Annotated in this window: 13 protein-coding genes; 7 read left to right on the top strand and 6 right to left on the bottom strand. The window is 71.7% G+C overall.

The features are described 5' to 3' along the window. The first annotated feature begins 64 nt into the window (after nt 1–64). On the top strand, nt 65–1,120 hold the full coding sequence (locus ACIOWN_RS09160; protein WP_401981269.1) for an LLM class F420-dependent oxidoreductase: 1,056 nt from the start codon (nt 65–67) through the stop codon (nt 1,118–1,120). Between the two features lie 207 nt (nt 1,121–1,327). Here ACIOWN_RS09160 and ACIOWN_RS09155 read toward each other — a convergent pair whose 3' ends face one another. Further along, entirely contained in the window at nt 1,328–2,326 is a 999-nt protein-coding gene (locus ACIOWN_RS09155; protein WP_362346862.1) for a magnesium and cobalt transport protein CorA, read from the bottom strand. Between the two features lie 61 nt (nt 2,327–2,387). Here ACIOWN_RS09155 and ACIOWN_RS09150 point away from each other — a divergent pair, with 61 nt between their 5' ends. The 4 genes from ACIOWN_RS09150 (at nt 2,388) to mshC (ending at nt 5,862) form a co-directional block, all read left to right on the top strand. After that, nucleotides 2,388–3,074, top strand: coding sequence for a histidine phosphatase family protein (locus tag ACIOWN_RS09150; RefSeq protein ID WP_362346864.1), 687 nt, complete (start codon nt 2,388–2,390; stop codon nt 3,072–3,074). 79 nt (nt 3,075–3,153) lie between these two features. Beyond that, nucleotides 3,154–3,744, top strand: coding sequence for a DUF3090 domain-containing protein (locus ACIOWN_RS09145; RefSeq protein WP_362346866.1), 591 nt, complete (start codon nt 3,154–3,156; stop codon nt 3,742–3,744). Then, entirely contained in the window at nt 3,708–4,538 is an 831-nt protein-coding gene (locus ACIOWN_RS09140; protein WP_362346868.1) for an SCO1664 family protein, read from the top strand. Before ACIOWN_RS09145 ends, ACIOWN_RS09140 begins: the two co-directional genes overlap by 37 nt. Nucleotides 4,539–4,632: 94 nt before the next feature. Continuing rightward, the gene (mshC, locus tag ACIOWN_RS09135) at nt 4,633–5,862 is read left to right on the top strand and encodes a cysteine--1-D-myo-inosityl 2-amino-2-deoxy-alpha-D-glucopyranoside ligase (RefSeq protein ID WP_362346870.1); all 1,230 of its coding nucleotides are present in this window, start codon (nt 4,633–4,635) and stop codon (nt 5,860–5,862) included. Nucleotides 5,863–5,923: 61 nt separating this feature from the next. Here the strand turns inward: mshC and ACIOWN_RS09130 are convergent, their stop codons facing one another. From ACIOWN_RS09130 to ACIOWN_RS09110, 5 genes are all read right to left on the bottom strand, one after another. Further along, on the bottom strand, nt 5,924–6,916 hold the full coding sequence (locus ACIOWN_RS09130; RefSeq protein WP_362346872.1) for a PAC2 family protein: 993 nt from the start codon (nt 6,914–6,916) through the stop codon (nt 5,924–5,926). Between the two features lie 144 nt (nt 6,917–7,060). Next, nucleotides 7,061–8,677 carry a glycerol-3-phosphate dehydrogenase/oxidase gene (locus ACIOWN_RS09125; RefSeq protein ID WP_362346874.1) on the bottom strand — a complete coding sequence of 539 codons (1,617 nt, stop codon included), beginning with the start codon at nt 8,675–8,677 and terminating at the stop codon, nt 7,061–7,063. A gap of 29 nt (nt 8,678–8,706) precedes the next feature. Beyond that, on the bottom strand, nt 8,707–10,266 hold the full coding sequence (glpK, locus tag ACIOWN_RS09120; RefSeq protein WP_362346876.1) for a glycerol kinase GlpK: 1,560 nt from the start codon (nt 10,264–10,266) through the stop codon (nt 8,707–8,709). A 66-nt stretch (nt 10,267–10,332) separates the two neighbouring features. After that, nucleotides 10,333–11,127: an MIP/aquaporin family protein gene (locus ACIOWN_RS09115; RefSeq protein WP_362346878.1), complete on the bottom strand. Its 795-nt coding sequence runs from the start codon at nt 11,125–11,127 to the stop codon at nt 10,333–10,335. 663 nt (nt 11,128–11,790) lie between these two features. Further along, the gene (locus ACIOWN_RS09110; RefSeq protein ID WP_362346880.1) at nt 11,791–12,555 is read right to left on the bottom strand and encodes an IclR family transcriptional regulator; all 765 of its coding nucleotides are present in this window, start codon (nt 12,553–12,555) and stop codon (nt 11,791–11,793) included. Between the two features lie 302 nt (nt 12,556–12,857). Here ACIOWN_RS09110 and metH point away from each other — a divergent pair, with 302 nt between their 5' ends. Both metH and ACIOWN_RS09100 read left to right on the top strand, forming a co-directional pair. Then, complete coding sequence (metH, locus tag ACIOWN_RS09105; protein WP_401981261.1) at nt 12,858–16,376, top strand: methionine synthase; 3,519 nt, start codon at nt 12,858–12,860, stop codon at nt 16,374–16,376. A 165-nt stretch (nt 16,377–16,541) separates the two neighbouring features. Further along, complete coding sequence (locus tag ACIOWN_RS09100) at nt 16,542–17,243, top strand: HAD family phosphatase (protein ID WP_362346883.1); 702 nt, start codon at nt 16,542–16,544, stop codon at nt 17,241–17,243. Nucleotides 17,244–17,594: the final 351 nt, after the last annotated feature.

Here is a 17,594-nt window from a genome sequence, read left to right as displayed (position 1 = left end):
GGGCCGCGGGGCCGCGCTAGTGTTCCCCGCACAACGGACGTTACTGATGGGTAAGGGGAACGGCATGCAGCTCGGGATCAACCTCGGCTACTGGGGTGCCGGCATGGACGCGGACAACCTGGCCGTCGCGCAGGAGGCGGACCGGCTCGGATACGCCGTGTGCTGGGCCGCCGAGGCCTACGGCTCGGACGCGGCCACCGTGCTCACCTGGGTCGCCGCACAGACCGAGCGCATCGACGTGGGCTCGGCCATCTTCCAGATCCCCGCCCGGCAGCCCGCGATGACGGCGATGACGGCCGCCACGCTGGACTCGCTGTCCGGCGGCCGCTTCCGGCTCGGCCTCGGCGTGTCAGGACCGCAGGTGTCCGAGGGCTGGTACGGAGTGAAGTTCGACAAGCCGCTGGCCCGCACCCGCGAGTACGTCGAGATCGTCCGCAGGGCGATGACGCGGGAGCGGCTGACGTACGACGGCGAGCACTGGACGCTGCCGCTGCCGGGCGGCCCCGGCAAGCCGATCAAGCTGACCGTGCACACGCAGCGTGAGCACATCCCGCTCTACATCGCCGCCATCGGCCCGAAGAACCTGGAGCAGACCGGCGAGATCGCCGACGGCGCGCTGCTCATCTTCCCCTCCGCCGACCACCTGGAGGACACCGCCGTCAAGCACCTGCGCGCGGGCCGCGAGAAGGCCGGCCTGACCCTGGACGGCTTCGACGTCTGCCCCACCCTGCCGCTGGCCGTCGGAGACGACAAGGACGTGTCCCGCCTCGCCGACACCTTCCGCCCCTACACCGCGCTGTACGTGGGCGGCATGGGCAGCCGCAAGCAGAACTTCTACAACCAGCTCGCCCGCCGCATGGGCTACGAGAAGGAGGCCGCCGAGATCCAGGACAAGTACCTGTCCGGCGACAAGCAGGGCGCCGCGGCCGCCGTACCGCAGCAGCTCATCGACCAGACCACGCTGCTCGGCTCCGTCGACCGGATCGCGGACCGCATGAAGGCCTACGCGGCGGCCGGGGTGACCACGCTGACCCTCGCCCCCGCGGGGTTCACGCTGGAGGAGCGGCTCGCCTCGCTCCGGGCCGGCACCGAGGCCCTGGAGCGCACCGGGCTTGCGTGACCGCCCGCCGCGACAAGGGCGGGCGACGCGTCCGGGAGATTTTCGCGGCCGTGGTGGGGGCTCGGGGGTCTTCCCCGCCACGGCCGTCACGGAGAACAACGCGCCGGCCGCCGCCCGGTTACGCCCGCGCCCGGACCCGTTCGGCCGGGCCAGGTGCTCCGCGCGGCCGGCGTCCACGCCGTGCACGCCTCCGGGCGACTGGTGGGCCTACAGCCAGCCCCGTCGCTTGAACAGCCGGTACAGCAGCATCTCCAGAAGGGCCATCAGCAGGATCACGGCGGGGTAGGACCAGAGCCGGCGCAGCTCGGGCATGTGCGTGAAGTTCATGCCGTAGATGCCCGCGATCATCGTGGGCACCGCGGCCATGGCCGCCCACGCGGAGATCTTCCGCATGTCGTCGTTCTGCTGGACACCGGTCTGCGCGAGGTGCGCCGACAGGACGTCCGAGACCAGCCGGTCCAGGCTCTCCACCGAGTCGTTGACCCGGCTCAGATGGTCACTGACGTCCCGGAAGAAGGGCCGCGCCCGGTCGTCCACGAACGGCACCGCCGGGTGGAACAGACCCGTGCCGCTGCCGCCCAGGCGGGACATCGGCAGCGCCAGCGGGCCCGTCGCCCGCCGGAACTCCGTGACCCGGCGCTTGAAGGCGTAGATCCGTGAGGCGGAGTTCCGCGAGCCCCCGTCCGGCGAGAAGACCTCCGCCTCCAGCTCCTCCAGGTCCGTCTGGAGCTCGGCGGCCACGTCCAGGTAGTGGTCGACGGTGGTGTCGGCGATCGCGTACAGCACGGCGGTCGGGCCGTGGCCGAGCATCTCCGGCTCCTGTTCGAGACGGTGCCGCACGGCGGCCGGCCCGTCGCCCTCGCCGTGGCGGACCGTCACCACGAACGAGTCGCCCAGGAAGATCATGATCTCGCCGGTGGAGACGGCGTCGCTGCGCGGGTCGTACACCACGGGCTTGAGCACCACGAACAGCGAGTCCTCGTAGACCTCCAGCTTGGGCCGCTGATGGGCCTTCAGGGCGTCCTCCACCGCCAGGGGATGCAGCGCGAACTCCTCGCTGACCAGGCCGAACTCCTCCTCGCTCGGCTCGTGCAGCCCCACCCACACGAAACCCCCGGCGGCCCGTGCCGCGGCGAGGGCACCGGAGAGGCCGCCTGAGCCCGATGCGCGGTGGCCGTCGCGATAGACGGCGCAGTCGACGATCACAGAGAGTGTTCTCCCTTCGTCCGGTCACCACCCGAAGCGTCCGTACGCCTACCCTGGCCGCATGCCCACGCTGATCCTCGTCAGGCACGGACGCTCCACCGCCAACACCGCCGGGCTGCTCGCCGGCTGGACCCCCGGGGTCGCCCTGGACGAACGCGGCACCGCACAGGCCGCGGCGCTGCCGGGGCGGCTCGACGGACTGCCGATCGCCGAAGTCGTCACCAGCCCGCTCCAGCGCTGCCGGGAGACCGTGGGACCGCTGCTGGACTCCCGGCCGGAACTGACCGCGCACACGGACGAGCGGATCGGCGAGTGCGACTACGGCGACTGGTCCGGCCGCAAGCTCGCCGAACTCAAGGACGAGCCGCTGATGGAGGTGGTGCAGGCGCACCCCTCGGCCGCCGCGTTCCCCGGCGGCGAGTCGATGCGCGCGATGCAGACCCGCGCCGCCGAGGCGGTGCGCGAGTGGAACGCGCGCGTGGAGCGCGACCACGGCGCCGACGCCGTCTACCTCATGTGCTCCCACGGTGACATCATCAAGTCCCTCGTCGCGGAGGCGCTCGGACTTCATCTGGACCTCTTCCAGAGGATCTCCGTCGAACCCTGTTCCGTCACCGCGATCCGCTACACCCGGTTGCGGCCCTTCCTGGTGCGGCTCGGCGACACCGGGGACTTCGCGTCCCTGGCACCGCGCGAGGAGCCGGAAGGCAGCGACGCACCGGTCGGGGGCGGCGCGGGCGCACCGTGATCGTCGGCCGCAGTAGGGTGAAGCGGTCGCCTTCGACTTCCCCATTCAGACGCACTCACGATTCCCATGGAGACAGGACGTGTCCCGTCAGGTGTTCCTCTACGACCCCCCGGACCGCTTCGTGGCCGGCACGGTCGGGCTGCCCGGGCGCCGTACGTTCTTCCTCCAGGCCACCGCGGGCCCCCGGGTGACCAGCGTGGCCCTGGAGAAGACCCAGGTCGCCGCGCTCGCCGAGCGCATGGACGAACTGCTGGACGAGGTGCTGCGCCGCAGCGGCGGCAGCGCCTCCGTGCCCGCCGTTGCGCCCACCGAGATCGCCGACAGCGAACCGCTGGACACTCCCATCGAGGAGGAGTTCCGGGTGGGCACCATGGCGCTCGCCTGGGACGGCGAGGAACAGCGGATGATCGTCGAGGCGCAGGCCCTCGTCGAGCTCGACGCGGAGTCCGAGGAGGACCTCGCCGAGGCCGAGGAGCGGCTGCTCCAGGACGAGGAGAACGGCCCCCCGATGCTGCGGGTCCGGCTCACCGGCGCGCAGGCGAGGGCCTTCGCCAAGCGTGCCCTCGACGTCGTCAACGCCGGGCGGCCGCCGTGCCCGCTGTGCAGTCTCCCGCTCGACCCGGAAGGACACGTATGTCCGCGCCAGAACGGATACCGCCGCGGCGCGTGACGCCCGGCGCCGAGGCCGCCGAACTGCTCGCCCACGGCGAGCTGACCGTGCGCGGCCGCATCCGCGAGGCCTCCAACGCGGCACTGTTCTGCACGGTCGCGTACGACGGCCGTGAGGCGTCATGCGTGTACAAGCCGGTCGCCGGTGAGCGGCCGCTGTGGGACTTCCCCGACGGCACCCTCGCCGCGCGCGAGGTGGCGGCGTACGAGGTCTCCGAGGCGACCGGCTGGTCCCTGGTGCCGCCCACCGTGCTGCGCGACGGCCCGTACGGCGAGGGCATGGTCCAGCTGTGGATCGAGGCGACCCCCGAGGCCGAGCTGCTCGCGCTGCTGGACGCCGAGGAACCCGGCCCGGGGTGGAAGGCGATCGGCTTCGCCGAGGTCGGCGCGGGGCGTACGGCCCTGCTGGTGCACGCCGACGACGAGCGGCTGCGCCGTCTTGCCGTCCTCGACGCGGTGATCAACAACGCCGACCGCAAGGGCGGCCATCTGCTGCCGACCACCGACGGGCACCTCTACGGCATCGACCACGGCGTCACCTTCAACGTCGAGAACAAGCTGCGCACCCTGCTGTGGGGCTGGGCGGGCGACCCCCTGCCGCCGGAGGTCCTGGCCGTCCTCGAGGTGCTGCGGGACGCGCTTCGCGACGGCGCCCCGCTCGCGGCGCGGCTGGCCGCCCTGATCACCCCGGCCGAGCTCGACGCCACCCGGGCACGGGTGACCGCGCTGCTCACCTCAGGCGCCCACCCGGAGCCGGCCGGGGACTGGCCGGCGATCCCGTGGCCGCCTGTCTGAAAGCAGACGGGGACTGGCCGAGAGCGGAGGGGCCGGCCACCGTTCGGGGTGGTCCGGTTCGAAGACGGGACCGCGGTCCGGTTACGCTCATGACATGCATGCCTGGCCCGCTTCCGAAGTCCCCGCCCTGCCTGGTGAGGGCCGCGACCTCAGGATCCACGACACCGCGACCGGTGGCCCGGTCACTCTCGACCCCGGTCCCGTCGCCCGTATCTATGTCTGCGGCATCACGCCGTACGACGCCACCCACATGGGGCACGCGGCGACCTACAACGCGTTCGACCTCGTGCAGCGCGTGTGGCTCGACACCAAGCGGCAGGTGCACTACGTCCAGAACGTGACCGACGTCGACGATCCCCTGCTGGAGCGGGCGCAGCGCGACGACGTCGACTGGGTGGAGCTGGCCGAGCAGGAGACCGCGCTGTTCCGCGAGGACATGACGGCCCTGCGGATGCTGCCGCCGCGGCACTACATCGGCGCCGTGGAGGCCATACCCGGCATCGTCCCGCTGGTCGAGAGACTGCGCGACCTGGGCGCGGCCTACGAACTCGAAGGCGACGTCTACTTCTCCGTCGAGTCCGACCCCCACTTCGGCGGGGTCTCCCGCCTGGACGCCGCGGCCATGCGGCTGCTGTCCGCCGAGCGCGGCGGCGACCCGGACCGCCCCGGCAAGAAGAACCCGCTCGACCCGATGCTGTGGATGGCCGCCCGCGACGGCGAGCCGAGCTGGGACGGCGGCTCCCTCGGCCGCGGCCGGCCCGGCTGGCACATCGAGTGCGTCGCCATCGCCCTGGACCACCTCGGCATGGGCTTCGACGTGCAGGGCGGCGGCTCCGACCTCGCCTTCCCGCACCACGAGATGGGCGCCTCGCACGCCCAGGTGCTCACCGGCGAGTTCCCCATGGCCAAGGCGTACGTCCACGCCGGCATGGTCGCGCTCGACGGCGAGAAGATGTCGAAGTCCAAGGGCAACCTGGTCTTCGTGTCGAAGCTCAGGCGCGACGGCGTCGACCCCGCCGCGATCCGCCTCGCGCTCCTCGCCCACCACTACCGCTCCGACTGGGAGTGGACCGACCAGGTGCTCCAGGACGCCGTCGAGCGCCTGGACCGCTGGCGCTCGGCCGTCTCCCGGCCCGACGGCCCGTCCGCGGACGCGCTGGTCGAGGAGATCCGCGACGCCCTCGCCGACGATCTGAACGCCCCGGCGGCTCTCGCCGCGGTGGACCGCTGGGCGGCCCTCCAGCAGGAGCGCGGCGGAGAGGACACCGGCGCCCCCGGCCTCGTCTCGCGCGCCGTGGACGCCCTGCTGGGCGTGGCTGTCTGACCCGGACGGCCCGGCACGGCGTCAGGGGCGGTGCGCACGAAGCGCACCGCCCCTGATCCGTTCACTCCTCCGACGAGTCGTTCCCGGCGTCGCTCTCGTCCGACTCCGCCTTCGGCGGTCGCTGCGGCCGGGACCGGCCACCGGAGCCGTCCCGCAGATACGAGCCGCCGTCGCCGCCGTCCGCCGTGGCGTGGCCGCCCGGCGACGGGCCGCCGCCGTCCCGGCGGCGCAGATACCGCTCGAACTCACGGGCGATCGCCTCGCCCGACGCCTCCGGCAGCTCGGCGGTGTCGCGGGCCTCCTCCAGCGTCTGGACGTACTCCGCGACCTCGCTGTCCTCGGCGGCGAGCTGGTCCACGCCCACCTGCCAGGCACGCGCGTCCTCCGGCAGCTCACCCAGCGGAATGCGCAGGTCGAGCAGGTCCTCCAGACGGTTCAGGAGGGCCAGCGTCGCCTTCGGGTTCGGCGGCTGGGACACGTAGTGCGGGACCGCCGCCCACAGCGACACGGCCGGGACACCCGCGTGCGTGCAGGCCTCCTGGAGGATTCCGACGATGCCCGTCGGCCCCTCGTACTTGGTCTCCTCCAGGTCCATGCGACGGGCCAGATCCGCATCCGACGTGGTCCCGCTGATCGGGACCGGACGCGTGTGCGGGGTGTCGCCGAGCAGCGCGCCCAGGATGACGACCAGCTCCACGCCCAGCTCGTGCGCGAAGCCGAGCAGCTCGTTGCAGAACGAGCGCCAGCGCATGGACGGTTCGATGCCGCGGACCAGCACCAGGTCGCGCGGCTTGTCCCCGCCGACGCGCACCACCGACAACCTGGTCGTCGGCCAGGTGATCTTGCGTACGCCGCCGTCCATGAACACGGTGGGACGATTGACCTGGAAGTCGTAGTAGTCCTCGGCGTCCAGTGCCGCGAAGACCTCGCCCTTCCACTCCCTCTCCAGATGCGCGACCGCGGTGGAGGCGGCGTCGCCGGCATCGTTCCAGCCCTCGAACGCGGCCACCATGACCGGGTCGATCAGCTCGGGAACCCCCTCGAGCTCGATCACCCAGCGCCTCCTTCCGACGTGCCCTCGCCTGACCCACCAACCTTACGGCGTTCGGCGGGGGCGTCCGCAGCCCCCTTGCACGGGGGAGTGAACGGATCACTGCCCCGTCCGAGTCCTTCGAACACCCATGGTGGCCGGGCCGGGTCACCTCCCGTCGAGAAGGTCCCGCACCTTCGCCCGCACCTCGTCCGTGGCCAGGCCGCGGATCGTCAGTGTCGTACGCCGGCGCAGCACGTCGTCCGCCGTCCGGGCCCACTCGTGGTCGCGGGCCCAGACGACCTGTGCCCAGATCTCCGGGGCGTCCGGGTGGACGCGCTCGCCCAGTTCCGGGTTCTCGTTGGCCAGCCGGGCGATGTCGAAGGCCAGCGAACCGTAGTGCGTGGCCAGGTGCCTGGCGGTGTCGGCGGCCATGCGCGGGCCGGGCGCCGGACGGTCCACCAGGAGCCGGTGGGCGACCGCGCGCGGGTTGGCGATGCCCGGCAGCGGCAGCTTCCTCGGCAGCGAGGAGACCGGTTCGAGGTCCTCGCCCAGCGGGGCGCCCGGCAGCGACTCCAGCTTCCTCATCACGGTGCGGCCGATGTGCCGGAAGGTGGTCCACTTGCCGCCCGCCACGGACAGCATGCCGCCCCGGCCCTCGGTCACCACCGTCTCGCGCCTGGCCTTCGCGGTGTTCCCGGGGCCGCCCGGCAGCACCCGCAGCCCGGCGAAGGCGTACGTGATCAGGTCGCGGTCGAGCTGCTGGTCGCGGACGGAGAACGCGGCCTCGTCGAGTATCTGGGCGATGTCCTTGTCGTCGACCGCGACGTCGGCCGGGTCGCCCTCGTACTCCTCGTCGGTCGTGCCGAGCAGCAGCATGTCCTCCCAGGGGAGGGCGAACGTGATGCGGTACTTGTCGATCGGAGTGGCCAGCGCGGCCTTCCACGGGGAGGTGCGCCTCAGCACCAGGTGCGCGCCCTTGGACAGGCGGATGGACGGCGCCGTGTTCGGGTCCTCCATCCGGCGCAGGTGGTCGACCCACGGTCCGGTCGCGTTCAGCACCAGACGGGCGTTCACCCCGAACTCCTCGCCGGACAGCCGGTCCCTCAGCTCGGCGCCGGTGACCCGGCCCCGGGTGAGGCGCAGGCCGGTCACCTCGGCGTGGTTGAGGACGACCGCGCCCGACTCGACGGCGGCGCGGACCGTCATCAGGGCCATGCGCGCGTCGTTCATCTGGTCGTCGCCGTAGACGGCCACGGCCCTGAGGTTCTCGGTGCGCAGCTCCGGCACGTCCTGCGCGGCCTTCGCCGGACTGAGCAGGTGGCCGACGCCGTCGCCGAAGGCGGACAGCGCGGAGTAGGCGAATACGCCCGCCCCGAGCTTCGCCGCGCCGTGCGGCCCGCCCTTGTACACGGGCAGGTAGAAGGTGAGCGGGTTCGCCAGGTGGGGGGCCACCCGGCGGGAGACCGCACGGCGCTCGAAGTGGTTCTCCGCCACCAGCCGCACGGCGCCGGTCTGCAGGTAGCGCAGGCCTCCGTGGAGCAGCTTGGAGGAGGCGGAGGAGGTGGCGCCGGCGAAGTCGCCGGCGTCGACCAGGGCCACCCTGAGACCGGACTGCGCGGCGTGCCAGGCGGTGGAGATGCCCAGGATGCCGCCGCCGATCACGAGGAGGTCGTAGGCGGCCTTCGAGAGCTGTTCCCGGGTCTCGGCACGGCTCGGGTTCGGGCCGAAGGAGGGCGCCGTCCCCAGGGCGGGCACGGACTGCAGGGTGGACTGACCGGTCATCGCTTGTTCTTGCTCCTCGTCGGCTCTCGTCAGCTCTCGTCGTCGAGCCAGCCCATGGTCCGCTCGACGGCCTTGAGCCAGTTCTTGTACTCGCGGTCGCGGACGTCCGCGTCCATGCGGGGGGTCCATTCGGCGGCCCGGCGCCAGTTGGCGCGCAGGTCGTCGGTGCTGTTCCAGAAGCCGACGGCGAGACCGGCGGCGTAGGCGGCACCGAGGCAGGTGGTCTCGGCGACCATCGGCCGCACCACGGGCGCGTCGAGGAAGTCCGAGAGTGTCTGCATCAGCAGGTTGTTGGAGGTCATGCCGCCGTCGACCTTCAGCGCCGTCAGCTCGACACCGGAGTCCTTGGTCATGGCGTCCGCGATCTCCCGCGTCTGCCAGGCGGTCGCCTCCAGGACGGCGCGCGCGAGGTGCGCCTTGGTCACGTACCGGGTCAGGCCGGCGATCACACCGCGGGCGTCGGAGCGCCAGTACGGGGCGAACAGGCCGGAGAAGGCCGGGACGAAGTAGGCGCCGCCGTTGTCCTCGACCGAGAGCGCGAGCGTCTCGATCTCGGCCGCGGTGGAGATCAGGCCCATCTGGTCGCGCATCCACTGCACCAGGGAGCCGGTGACGGCGATCGAGCCCTCCAGGGCGTAGACCGGCTTGTCGTCGCCGATCCGGTAGCCGACGGTGGTCAGCAGTCCGCTGTAGGAGTTGATGATCTTGTCGCCGGTGTTCATCACCATGAAGGTGCCGGTGCCGTACGTCGACTTGGTCTCGCCCTCGGCGAAGCAGGTCTGGCCGAACAGGGCCGCCTGCTGGTCGCCGAGCGCGGAGGCGACCGGGATGCCGCCGAGCAGGTCGCCCAGCCTGCCGCCCTTGATCTCGCCGTAGACCTCGGCCGAGGAGCGGATCTCGGGCAGGATCCGCGTGGGTACGCCGATCGACTCGGCGATCTTCGGGTCCCACTCCATGGTGTGCAGGTTCATCAGGAGGGTCCGGGAGGCGTTGGTGACGTCGGTGACGTGCCTGCCGCCGTCCGTGCCGCCGGTGAGGTTCCAGATGACCCAGGTGTCCATGGTGCCGAAGAGCAGGTCGCCCGCCTCGGCGCGCTCGCGCAGGCCCTCGACGTTGTCGAGCAGCCAGCGGGCCTTGGGGCCGGCGAAGTAGGAGGCGAGGGGGAGGCCCGTCTCGCGGCGGAAGCGGTCCTGGCCGACGTTGCGGCCCAGTTCCTTGCACAGGGCGTCGGTGCGGGTGTCCTGCCAGACGATGGCGTTGTGGACGGGCTCGCCGGTGTTCCGGTCCCACAGCACGGTGGTCTCGCGCTGGTTGGTGATGCCGATGGCCTTGATGTCGTCGCGGGTGATGCCGGCCTTCGCGATGGCTCCGGCGACGACCTCCTGGACGTTGGTCCAGATCTCGGTGGCGTCGTGTTCGACCCAGCCCGGCCTGGGGAAGATCTGTTCGTGTTCCTTCTGGTCGACGGAGACGATCCGGCCGTCCCGGTCGAAGACGATGCAGCGGCTCGAGGTGGTGCCCTGGTCGATGGCTGCGATGAAGGGCCCTTGGCCGTGCGATGCGAGGCCGGCGGTGTGGGCGTCGGTCACTTGTCTGCTCCTGTGGTCCGTGGTCGGTGGGGCGGGAGGACGGCGTTCGGGTGCGGCGCGGTGCCGTCAGGCGAAGGCGACGTTGTAGATGCCCGCGCCGACGGCGCCGCCGATGAGCGGGCCGACCACCGGGATCCAGGCGTAACCCCAGTCGGAGCCGCCCTTGTCGGGCAGGGGCAGCAGGGCGTGGACGATGCGCGGGCCGAGGTCGCGGGCCGGGTTGATGGCGTAGCCCGTGGGACCGCCGAGGGAGAGGCCGATGGAGACGACGACGAGGGCGGTGACCAGACCGCCGAGGACGCCGAGGCCGTTGCCCTGGTCGTTCAGGCCCTGGGTGAGGACGGCGAGGATCAGCACGACGGTGCCGACGATCTCCGTGGCGAGGTTCTGCACGGCGTGCCGGATCTCGGGGCCGGTGGAGAAGATGCCGAGGACGGGGCCCGCGCCCTTCTCCTGGGCCTCGACCGCCTTGGCGGCGGTGGTCTGGGCGCCGGGGCCGCCGACGATCTCCCGGTCGGTGAGGTGGGCGTGGAACTGACCGTAGTAGGCGACCCAGACCAGGGCCGCGCCGATCATGGCGCCGAGCATCTGGCCGCCGAGATAGGTCGGGACGTCCGTCCAGTCGCTGTTCCTGATGGCCAGGGCGACGGTCACGGCCGGGTTGAGGTGGGCGCCGGAGAGGGGGCCCGAGATGTACACGGCCGTCATCACGGCGAACCCCCACCCGAAGGCGATGGCGAGCCAGCCGGCGTTGCGGGCCTTGGAGGCCTTCAGCGTCACCGCGGCGCAGACGCCGCCGCCGAGCAGGATGAGTACGGCGGTACCGATGGTCTCGCCGATGAAGATGTCGGAGCTGGACACCCGCGACTCCTTTGTCCTTCGTCCAGAGGTGGCCGAAACCCCGGGTCCCTCCTGCCGGGGGCTCGCGCCCTCGTGGGTGAGGGCGATACCGGCCCATGGCGTTGTCACACCCTAGCGCGTATTGCCGCAAGCTGTTCGACAATGCCGACCGTTGGACGGGAGTCTCGCCCCACGTCTCCCAACCGTCAAGGCCTCTCACCATTCGGACCACGATCATTACCGTCCGTCACGCCCGCAGGGGCCGTGCGTTCCGACCGCCGCTGCTGGGGCGGTCGCTTTTGCCGTGTGGGCGCGGCGGCCCGCCGCGAGGGCTCCGGTCCTCGCCGTGCGGGCACGGCGAAGGCCGGTGCGCCCGGCGGCGTACCGGCCTCGTCGTACGGGAGGCAGAGGGCCGCGCGCGGACGCCGGCGGCCTCGGCCGGGTCAGAGGCGGCCCGCGCGCAAGAGGCCTGCAGCCCGGGCCGCTCAGGAGCGGCCCATGCGCAGAGGCCCGCGGTCCGGCCGGGTCAGGAGCGACCTACGCGCAGAGGTCTGAGGCCCTGCCGAGGAGCGGCCCGCGTGTAGGGGCCCGCGGCCCGGCCCGGTCAGAAGCGGCCCATGCGCAGCAGCTTGCAGTCTGACCGGGAGAGGCGGCCCGCGTGCAGAGGCCTGCAGCCTGGCCGGGTCAGAAGCGGCCCGCGCCCAGGTCGCGGGAGACCGCTCGGGCGCAGTCGCGTACCGCTGCCACCAGGTCGTGGCGCAGTTCGCCGTCACGGCAGACGCGCTCCACGGCGCCGGTGATGCCGACCGCGCCGACCGGCATGCGCCGCCGGTCGTGGATGGGGGCGGCGACGGAGGCGACGCCCTCCCAGGTCTCCTCCACGTCGGCGGCGTAGCCACGCGCGCGCGTGACGTCGAGGATGTGCTCGAAGCCGTCGATCCCGCACACGGTCCGGTCCGTGAACGCCTTGCGGTCGGCCTCGACCGCCTCGCTGTGCGCCACCGGGTCGTACGCCGCCAGCACCTTGCCCAGAGCCGTGCAGTGCAGCGGCTGCATCGCCCCGATCTCCAGCACCTGCCGGCTGTCGTCCGGGCGGAAGACGTGGTGCACGATCAGCACGCCGTGCTGGTGGAGCACTCCCAGGTAGACGCTCTCCCCGCTGGACCGGGCCAGATCGTCCGTCCACACCAGGGCACGCGCCCGCAGTTCGTGCACGTCGAGATAGGTGGTGCCCAGGCGCAGCAGCTCCGCGCCGAGCTGGTACCGCCCGGAGGCCTCGTCCTGTTCGACGAAGCCCTCGTGCTGGAGAGTGCGCAGTATGCCGTGGGCGGTGCCCTTGGCGAGGCCCAGTGAGGAGGCGATGTCCGACAGGCCCAGCCGCCGCTCACCGCCCGCCAGCAACCGCAGCATCGCGGCCGCCCGCTCGAGCGACTGGATGTTCCGTGCCATCGCCGTCCTGCCTCCGTCCCCTTCGACCGCCGACGCCGCGACTGTCGCCGTAGCGCCCGTTCGGCAATGCCGAACACTACCGGTCCGTGCCGATACCCCGCCAATGCCCGGCCGGCGCCTGGTGCGCGACCCGGCCACCCGGGGGTCCTGCGGCCGCCATCCTCGTCCGCTTGGTGGACGCCGCGTCCGCGAGGGGCCGGTCCCGGCTACCCTGGCGGCGTGCGCCTCGCCCGGAGTGAGCCCTGCTCGCCTCACGGCAAGGCGCAAAGCCGACAGCCGTCGCACACCGAGGGAGCCCCTTCATGGCCGCGTTGCCGCCGACCCCGTCCGCCGACAGCCGGACCCGCGCGTCCGCCCTGCGTGAGGCACTCGCCACCCGTGTGGTGGTCGCCGACGGAGCGATGGGCACCATGCTCCAGGCCCAGGAACCCTCGATGGAGGACTTCCAGCAGCTGGAGGGCTGCAACGAGGTCCTGAACGTCACCCGCCCCGACATCGTCCGTTCGGTCCACTCCGCCTACTTCGAGGTCGGAGTGGACTGCGTGGAGACCAACACGTTCGGGGCCAACCTGACCGCCCTGGGCGAGTACGACATCGCCGAGCGGGTCGCCGAGCTGTCCGAGGCCGGTGCCCGTATCGCCCGCGAGGCGGCGGACGCGTACACCGCCGTGGACGGCCGCCCGCGCTGGGTGCTGGGCTCCATGGGCCCGGGCACGAAGCTGCCGACACTGGGCCACACCACCTTCGCCGCCATCCGCGACGCCTACCGGCAGAACGCCGAGGGCCTGCTCGCCGGGGGCGCGGACGCGCTGCTCGTGGAGACCACCCAGGACCTGCTCCAGACCAAGGCCTCCGTCATCGCGGCCCGCCGCGCGATGGAGACCGCCGGGTACGAGGTCCCGCTGATCGTGTCGGTGACGGTGGAGACGACCGGCACCATGCTGCTGGGCTCGGAGATCGGCGCCGCGCTGACGGCGCTGGAACCGCTGGGCGTCGACATGATCGGCCTGAACTGCGCGACCGGCCCCGCCGAGATGAGCGAGCACCTGCGCTACCTGTCACGGCACGCGCGCATCCCGCTGTCGTGCATGCCGAACGCCGGCCTCCCCGTGCTCACCAAGGACGGCGCGCACTACCCGCTGACGGCGCCGGAACTGGCCGAAGCGCAGGGGCACTTCGTGCGCGACTACGGACTGTCCCTGGTCGGCGGCTGCTGCGGCACCACACCGGAGCACCTGCGCCAGGTGGTCGAGCGGGTGCGGGACCTGTCCCCTGTCGAGCGCAGCCCGCGTCCGGAGCCGGGCGCGGCCTCCCTGTACCAGACGGTGCCCTTCCGGCAGGACACCTCCTACCTGGCGATCGGCGAGCGGACGAACGCCAACGGTTCGAAGAAGTTCCGCGAGGCCATGCTCGAGGGCCGCTGGGACGACTGCGTGGAGCTGGCCCGCGACCAGATCCGCGAGGGCGCGCACATGCTGGACCTGTGCGTGGACTACGTCGGCCGGGACGGGGTCGCGGACATGCGCGAGCTGGCGGGCCGGTTCGCCACGGCCTCGACGCTGCCGATCGTGCTGGACTCCACCGAGGTCGACGTGATCCGGGCCGGCCTTGAGCAGCTCGGCGGCCGGGCGGTGATCAACTCGGTGAACTACGAGGACGGCGACGGGCCCGATTCGCGGTTCGCGCGGGTGACGGCCCTGGCGCGGGAGCACGGGGCGGCGCTGATCGCGCTGACCATCGACGAGGAGGGCCAGGCCCGCACCGCCGAGAAGAAGGTGGAGATCGCCGAGCGGCTGATCGAGGACCTGACCGGCAACTGGGGCATCCGCGAGGAGGACATCCTCGTCGACTGCCTGACCTTCACCATCTGCACCGGTCAGGAGGAGTCCCGGGGCGACGGTGTGGCCACCATCGAGGGCATCAGGGAGCTGAAGCGGCGGCACCCGGACGTGCAGACCACGCTGGGCCTCTCGAACATCTCCTTCGGCCTGAACCCGGCCGCGCGAATCCTGCTGAACAGCGTGTTCCTGGACGAGTGCGTCAAGGCGGGCCTGGACTCGGCGATCGTGCACGCGAGCAAGATCCTGCCGATCGCCCGCTTCGACGAGGAGCAGGTCACCACCGCGCTCGACCTGATCCACGACCGCCGCCGCGAGGGCTACGACCCGCTGCAGAAGCTCATGCAGCTCTTCGAGGGCGCCACGGCGAAGTCGCTGAAGGCGGGCAAGGCCGAGGAGCTGGCCGCGCTGCCGCTGGAGGAGCGGCTCAAGCGGCGGATCATCGACGGTGAGAAGAACGGCCTGGAGCGGGACCTGGACGAGGCCCTGAGCACGCGCAAGGCCCTGGACATCGTCAACGACACCCTGCTGGACGGCATGAAGGTGGTCGGTGAGCTGTTCGGCTCCGGCCAGATGCAGCTGCCGTTCGTGCTCCAGTCGGCCGAGGTGATGAAGAGCGCGGTCGCCCACCTGGAGCCGCACATGGAGAAGACCGACGAGGCGGGCAAGGGCACGATCGTGCTGGCGACCGTACGCGGCGACGTCCACGACATCGGCAAGAACCTCGTCGACATCATCCTGTCCAACAACGGCTACAACGTGGTCAACCTGGGCATCAAGCAGCCCGTCTCGGCGATCCTGGAGGCCGCCGAGGAGCACAGGGCCGACGTGATCGGCATGTCCGGGCTGCTGGTGAAGTCCACGGTGATCATGAAGGAGAACCTGGAGGAGCTGAACGCCCGCGGCCTGGCGACCGGCTACCCGGTCATCCTCGGCGGCGCCGCCCTGACCCGCGCCTACGTCGAGCAGGACCTGTACGAGCTGTACGACGGGGAGGTCCGCTACGCCCGTGACGCGTTCGAGGGCCTGCGCCTGATGGATGCCCTGATCGGGGTCAAGCGGGGCGTGCCGGGCGCGAAGCTGCCCGAACTCAGGCAGCGGCGGGTGCGGACCGCCACCGCCCAGGTCGTGGAGGAGCAGCGCCCGGAGGAGGGGCACGTCCGCTCCGACGTGGCCACCGACAACCCGGTCCCCGAGCCGCCGTTCCGCGGCACCCGGGTGATCAAGGGCATCCAGCTCAAGGAGTACGCGTCCTGGCTGGACGAGGGCGCCCTGTTCAAGGGCCAGTGGGGGCTCAAGCAGGCCCGCACCGGCGCCGGGCCCACCTACGAGGAACTCGTCGAGACCGAGGGCCGGCCCCGGCTGCGCGGCCTGCTGGAGCGACTCCAGACGGACAGCCTGCTGGAGGCCGCGGTGGTCTACGGCTACTTCCCCTGCGTGTCCAAGGACGACGACCTGATCATCCTGGACGAGCGGGGCAACGAGCGCACCCGCTTCACCTTCCCCCGCCAGCGGCGCGGCCGCCGGCTGTGCCTGGCGGACTTCTTCCGCCCGGAGGAGTCGGGGGAGCAGGACGTGGTCGGCTTCCAGGTGGTCACCGTCGGCTCCCGGATCGGCGAGGAGACCGCGCGGCTGTTCGCCGCCGACTCCTACCGCGACTACCTGGAGCTGCACGGGCTGTCCGTGCAGCTGGCCGAGGCCCTCGCCGAGTACTGGCACGCCCGCGTACGCGCCGAGCTGGGCTTCGGCGGTGAGGACCCGGCCGACATGGAGGACATGTTCGCCCTGAAGTACCGGGGTGCCCGCTTCTCCCTCGGCTACGGCGCCTGCCCCGATCTGGAGGACCGCGCCAAGATCGCCGATCTCCTGAGTCCCGAACGCATCGGCGTCCACCTCTCCGAGGAGTTCCAGCTCCACCCCGAGCAGTCCACCGACGCCATCGTCATCCACCACCCGGAAGCCAAGTACTTCAACGCCCGCTGACCCGGGCCCGCCCTGGCCCCCGGGGCAGACGGGCGGCCCCGCGGACCTGAGCCGCGGGCGGTTCGTGCGCGCGTTTCCGTTGTTGGCGTCGTACAATTGTCGGTCCATCGCAGGCCGGTTCCCAATGGGAACCGGCCTGATCGTCCCTCGAGGAGGTATGCGCGGATGACCAGCACGGTACCGGCGCTCGGAACCCGTACGGCCGAAGGCTCGGCCCTGCAGGCCGTGCTCCTGGACATGGACGGAACCCTGGTGGACACCGAGGGCTTCTGGTGGGACGTCGAGGTGGAGGTCTTCGCCGCACTCGGGCACACGCTCGACGAGTCCTGGAGACATGTCGTCGTCGGCGGCCCCATGACCCGCAGCGCGGGCTTCCTCATCGAGGCCACCGGCGCCTCCGTCACCCTCGCCGAGGTCACCATCCTGCTCAACCAGGGCTTCGAGGCCCGTATCGACGGCGCGCTGCCCCTGATGCCGGGCGCCGCACGGCTGCTGGCCGAACTGTCCGAGCAGCGGATCCCGACCGCCCTGGTCTCCGCCTCGCACCGCCGCATCATCGACCGCGTCCTGACCACACTCGGCCCCCAGCACTTCGCCCTCTCCGTGGCGGGCGACGAGGTCCTGCGCACCAAGCCGCACCCCGACCCCTACCTGCTGGCCGCCGCCGGACTCGGCGCGGACCCGGCCCGGTGCGCCGTCATCGAGGACACCGCCACCGGCGTCGCCGCCGCCGAAGCCGCAGGCTGCCGGGTTGTCGCCGTCCCCTCGGTCGCCCCCATCCCCCCGGCCTTCCGGCGGACCGTCGTCCCCAGCCTGGAGGACGTGGACCTGTCATTTCTGCACGGCCTGATGACAGAAATGCGCTAACCGTTCACCCAGCGTGCCGCGTCGCGCGGGAAAAACACCTTCGCGGATGTCCGCACGAATTCGCAGCTCGCCGTGTGGCCGAATTCCGGTACCCGTCTCCCTACATGTGGGTGTGACGTTCCCCACTCGCCAGGGGGTCGACAAGAGGTGCCGTAGCGTGCTGTCCGCCTCCTTTCGGACGCTGCGCGTGTGTCCTTGTGTCCCGTTTGGTGGGACGCTGCACGAATCCTTCCGGTGACGGGTTTCCGGTCCGTCCGCACCCGGTTCCGCAGCGTGATGGGAACTCAACTCCGGTGAACGCGAACGGTCCTGCGAAGGAGGACTAATCTCATCGCGAGAACATCGACCCTG

This window comes from Streptomyces sp. NPDC087787, assembly GCF_044743035.1.
GTDB lineage: Bacteria > Actinomycetota > Actinomycetes > Streptomycetales > Streptomycetaceae > Streptomyces.
Note: the sequence above shows the minus strand (reverse complement) of the source record. Positions and strands in the feature narration are given on the sequence as shown.

Excerpts from the sequence above, each read along its gene's own strand:
- mshC (WP_362346870.1), top strand. The coding sequence starts at position 4,633 with ATGCATGCCTGGCCCGCTTCCGAAGTCCCCGCCCTGCCTGGTGAGGGC.
- ACIOWN_RS09110 (WP_362346880.1), bottom strand. The coding sequence starts at position 12,555 with ATGGCACGGAACATCCAGTCGCTCGAGCGGGCGGCCGCGATGCTGCGG.
- metH (WP_401981261.1), top strand. The coding sequence starts at position 12,858 with ATGGCCGCGTTGCCGCCGACCCCGTCCGCCGACAGCCGGACCCGCGCG.
- ACIOWN_RS09150 (WP_362346864.1), top strand. The coding sequence starts at position 2,388 with ATGCCCACGCTGATCCTCGTCAGGCACGGACGCTCCACCGCCAACACC.
- ACIOWN_RS09140 (WP_362346868.1), top strand. The coding sequence starts at position 3,708 with ATGTCCGCGCCAGAACGGATACCGCCGCGGCGCGTGACGCCCGGCGCC.
- ACIOWN_RS09100 (WP_362346883.1), top strand. The coding sequence starts at position 16,542 with ATGACCAGCACGGTACCGGCGCTCGGAACCCGTACGGCCGAAGGCTCG.
- ACIOWN_RS09125 (WP_362346874.1), bottom strand. The coding sequence starts at position 8,677 with ATGACCGGTCAGTCCACCCTGCAGTCCGTGCCCGCCCTGGGGACGGCG.
- ACIOWN_RS09160 (WP_401981269.1), top strand. The coding sequence starts at position 65 with ATGCAGCTCGGGATCAACCTCGGCTACTGGGGTGCCGGCATGGACGCG.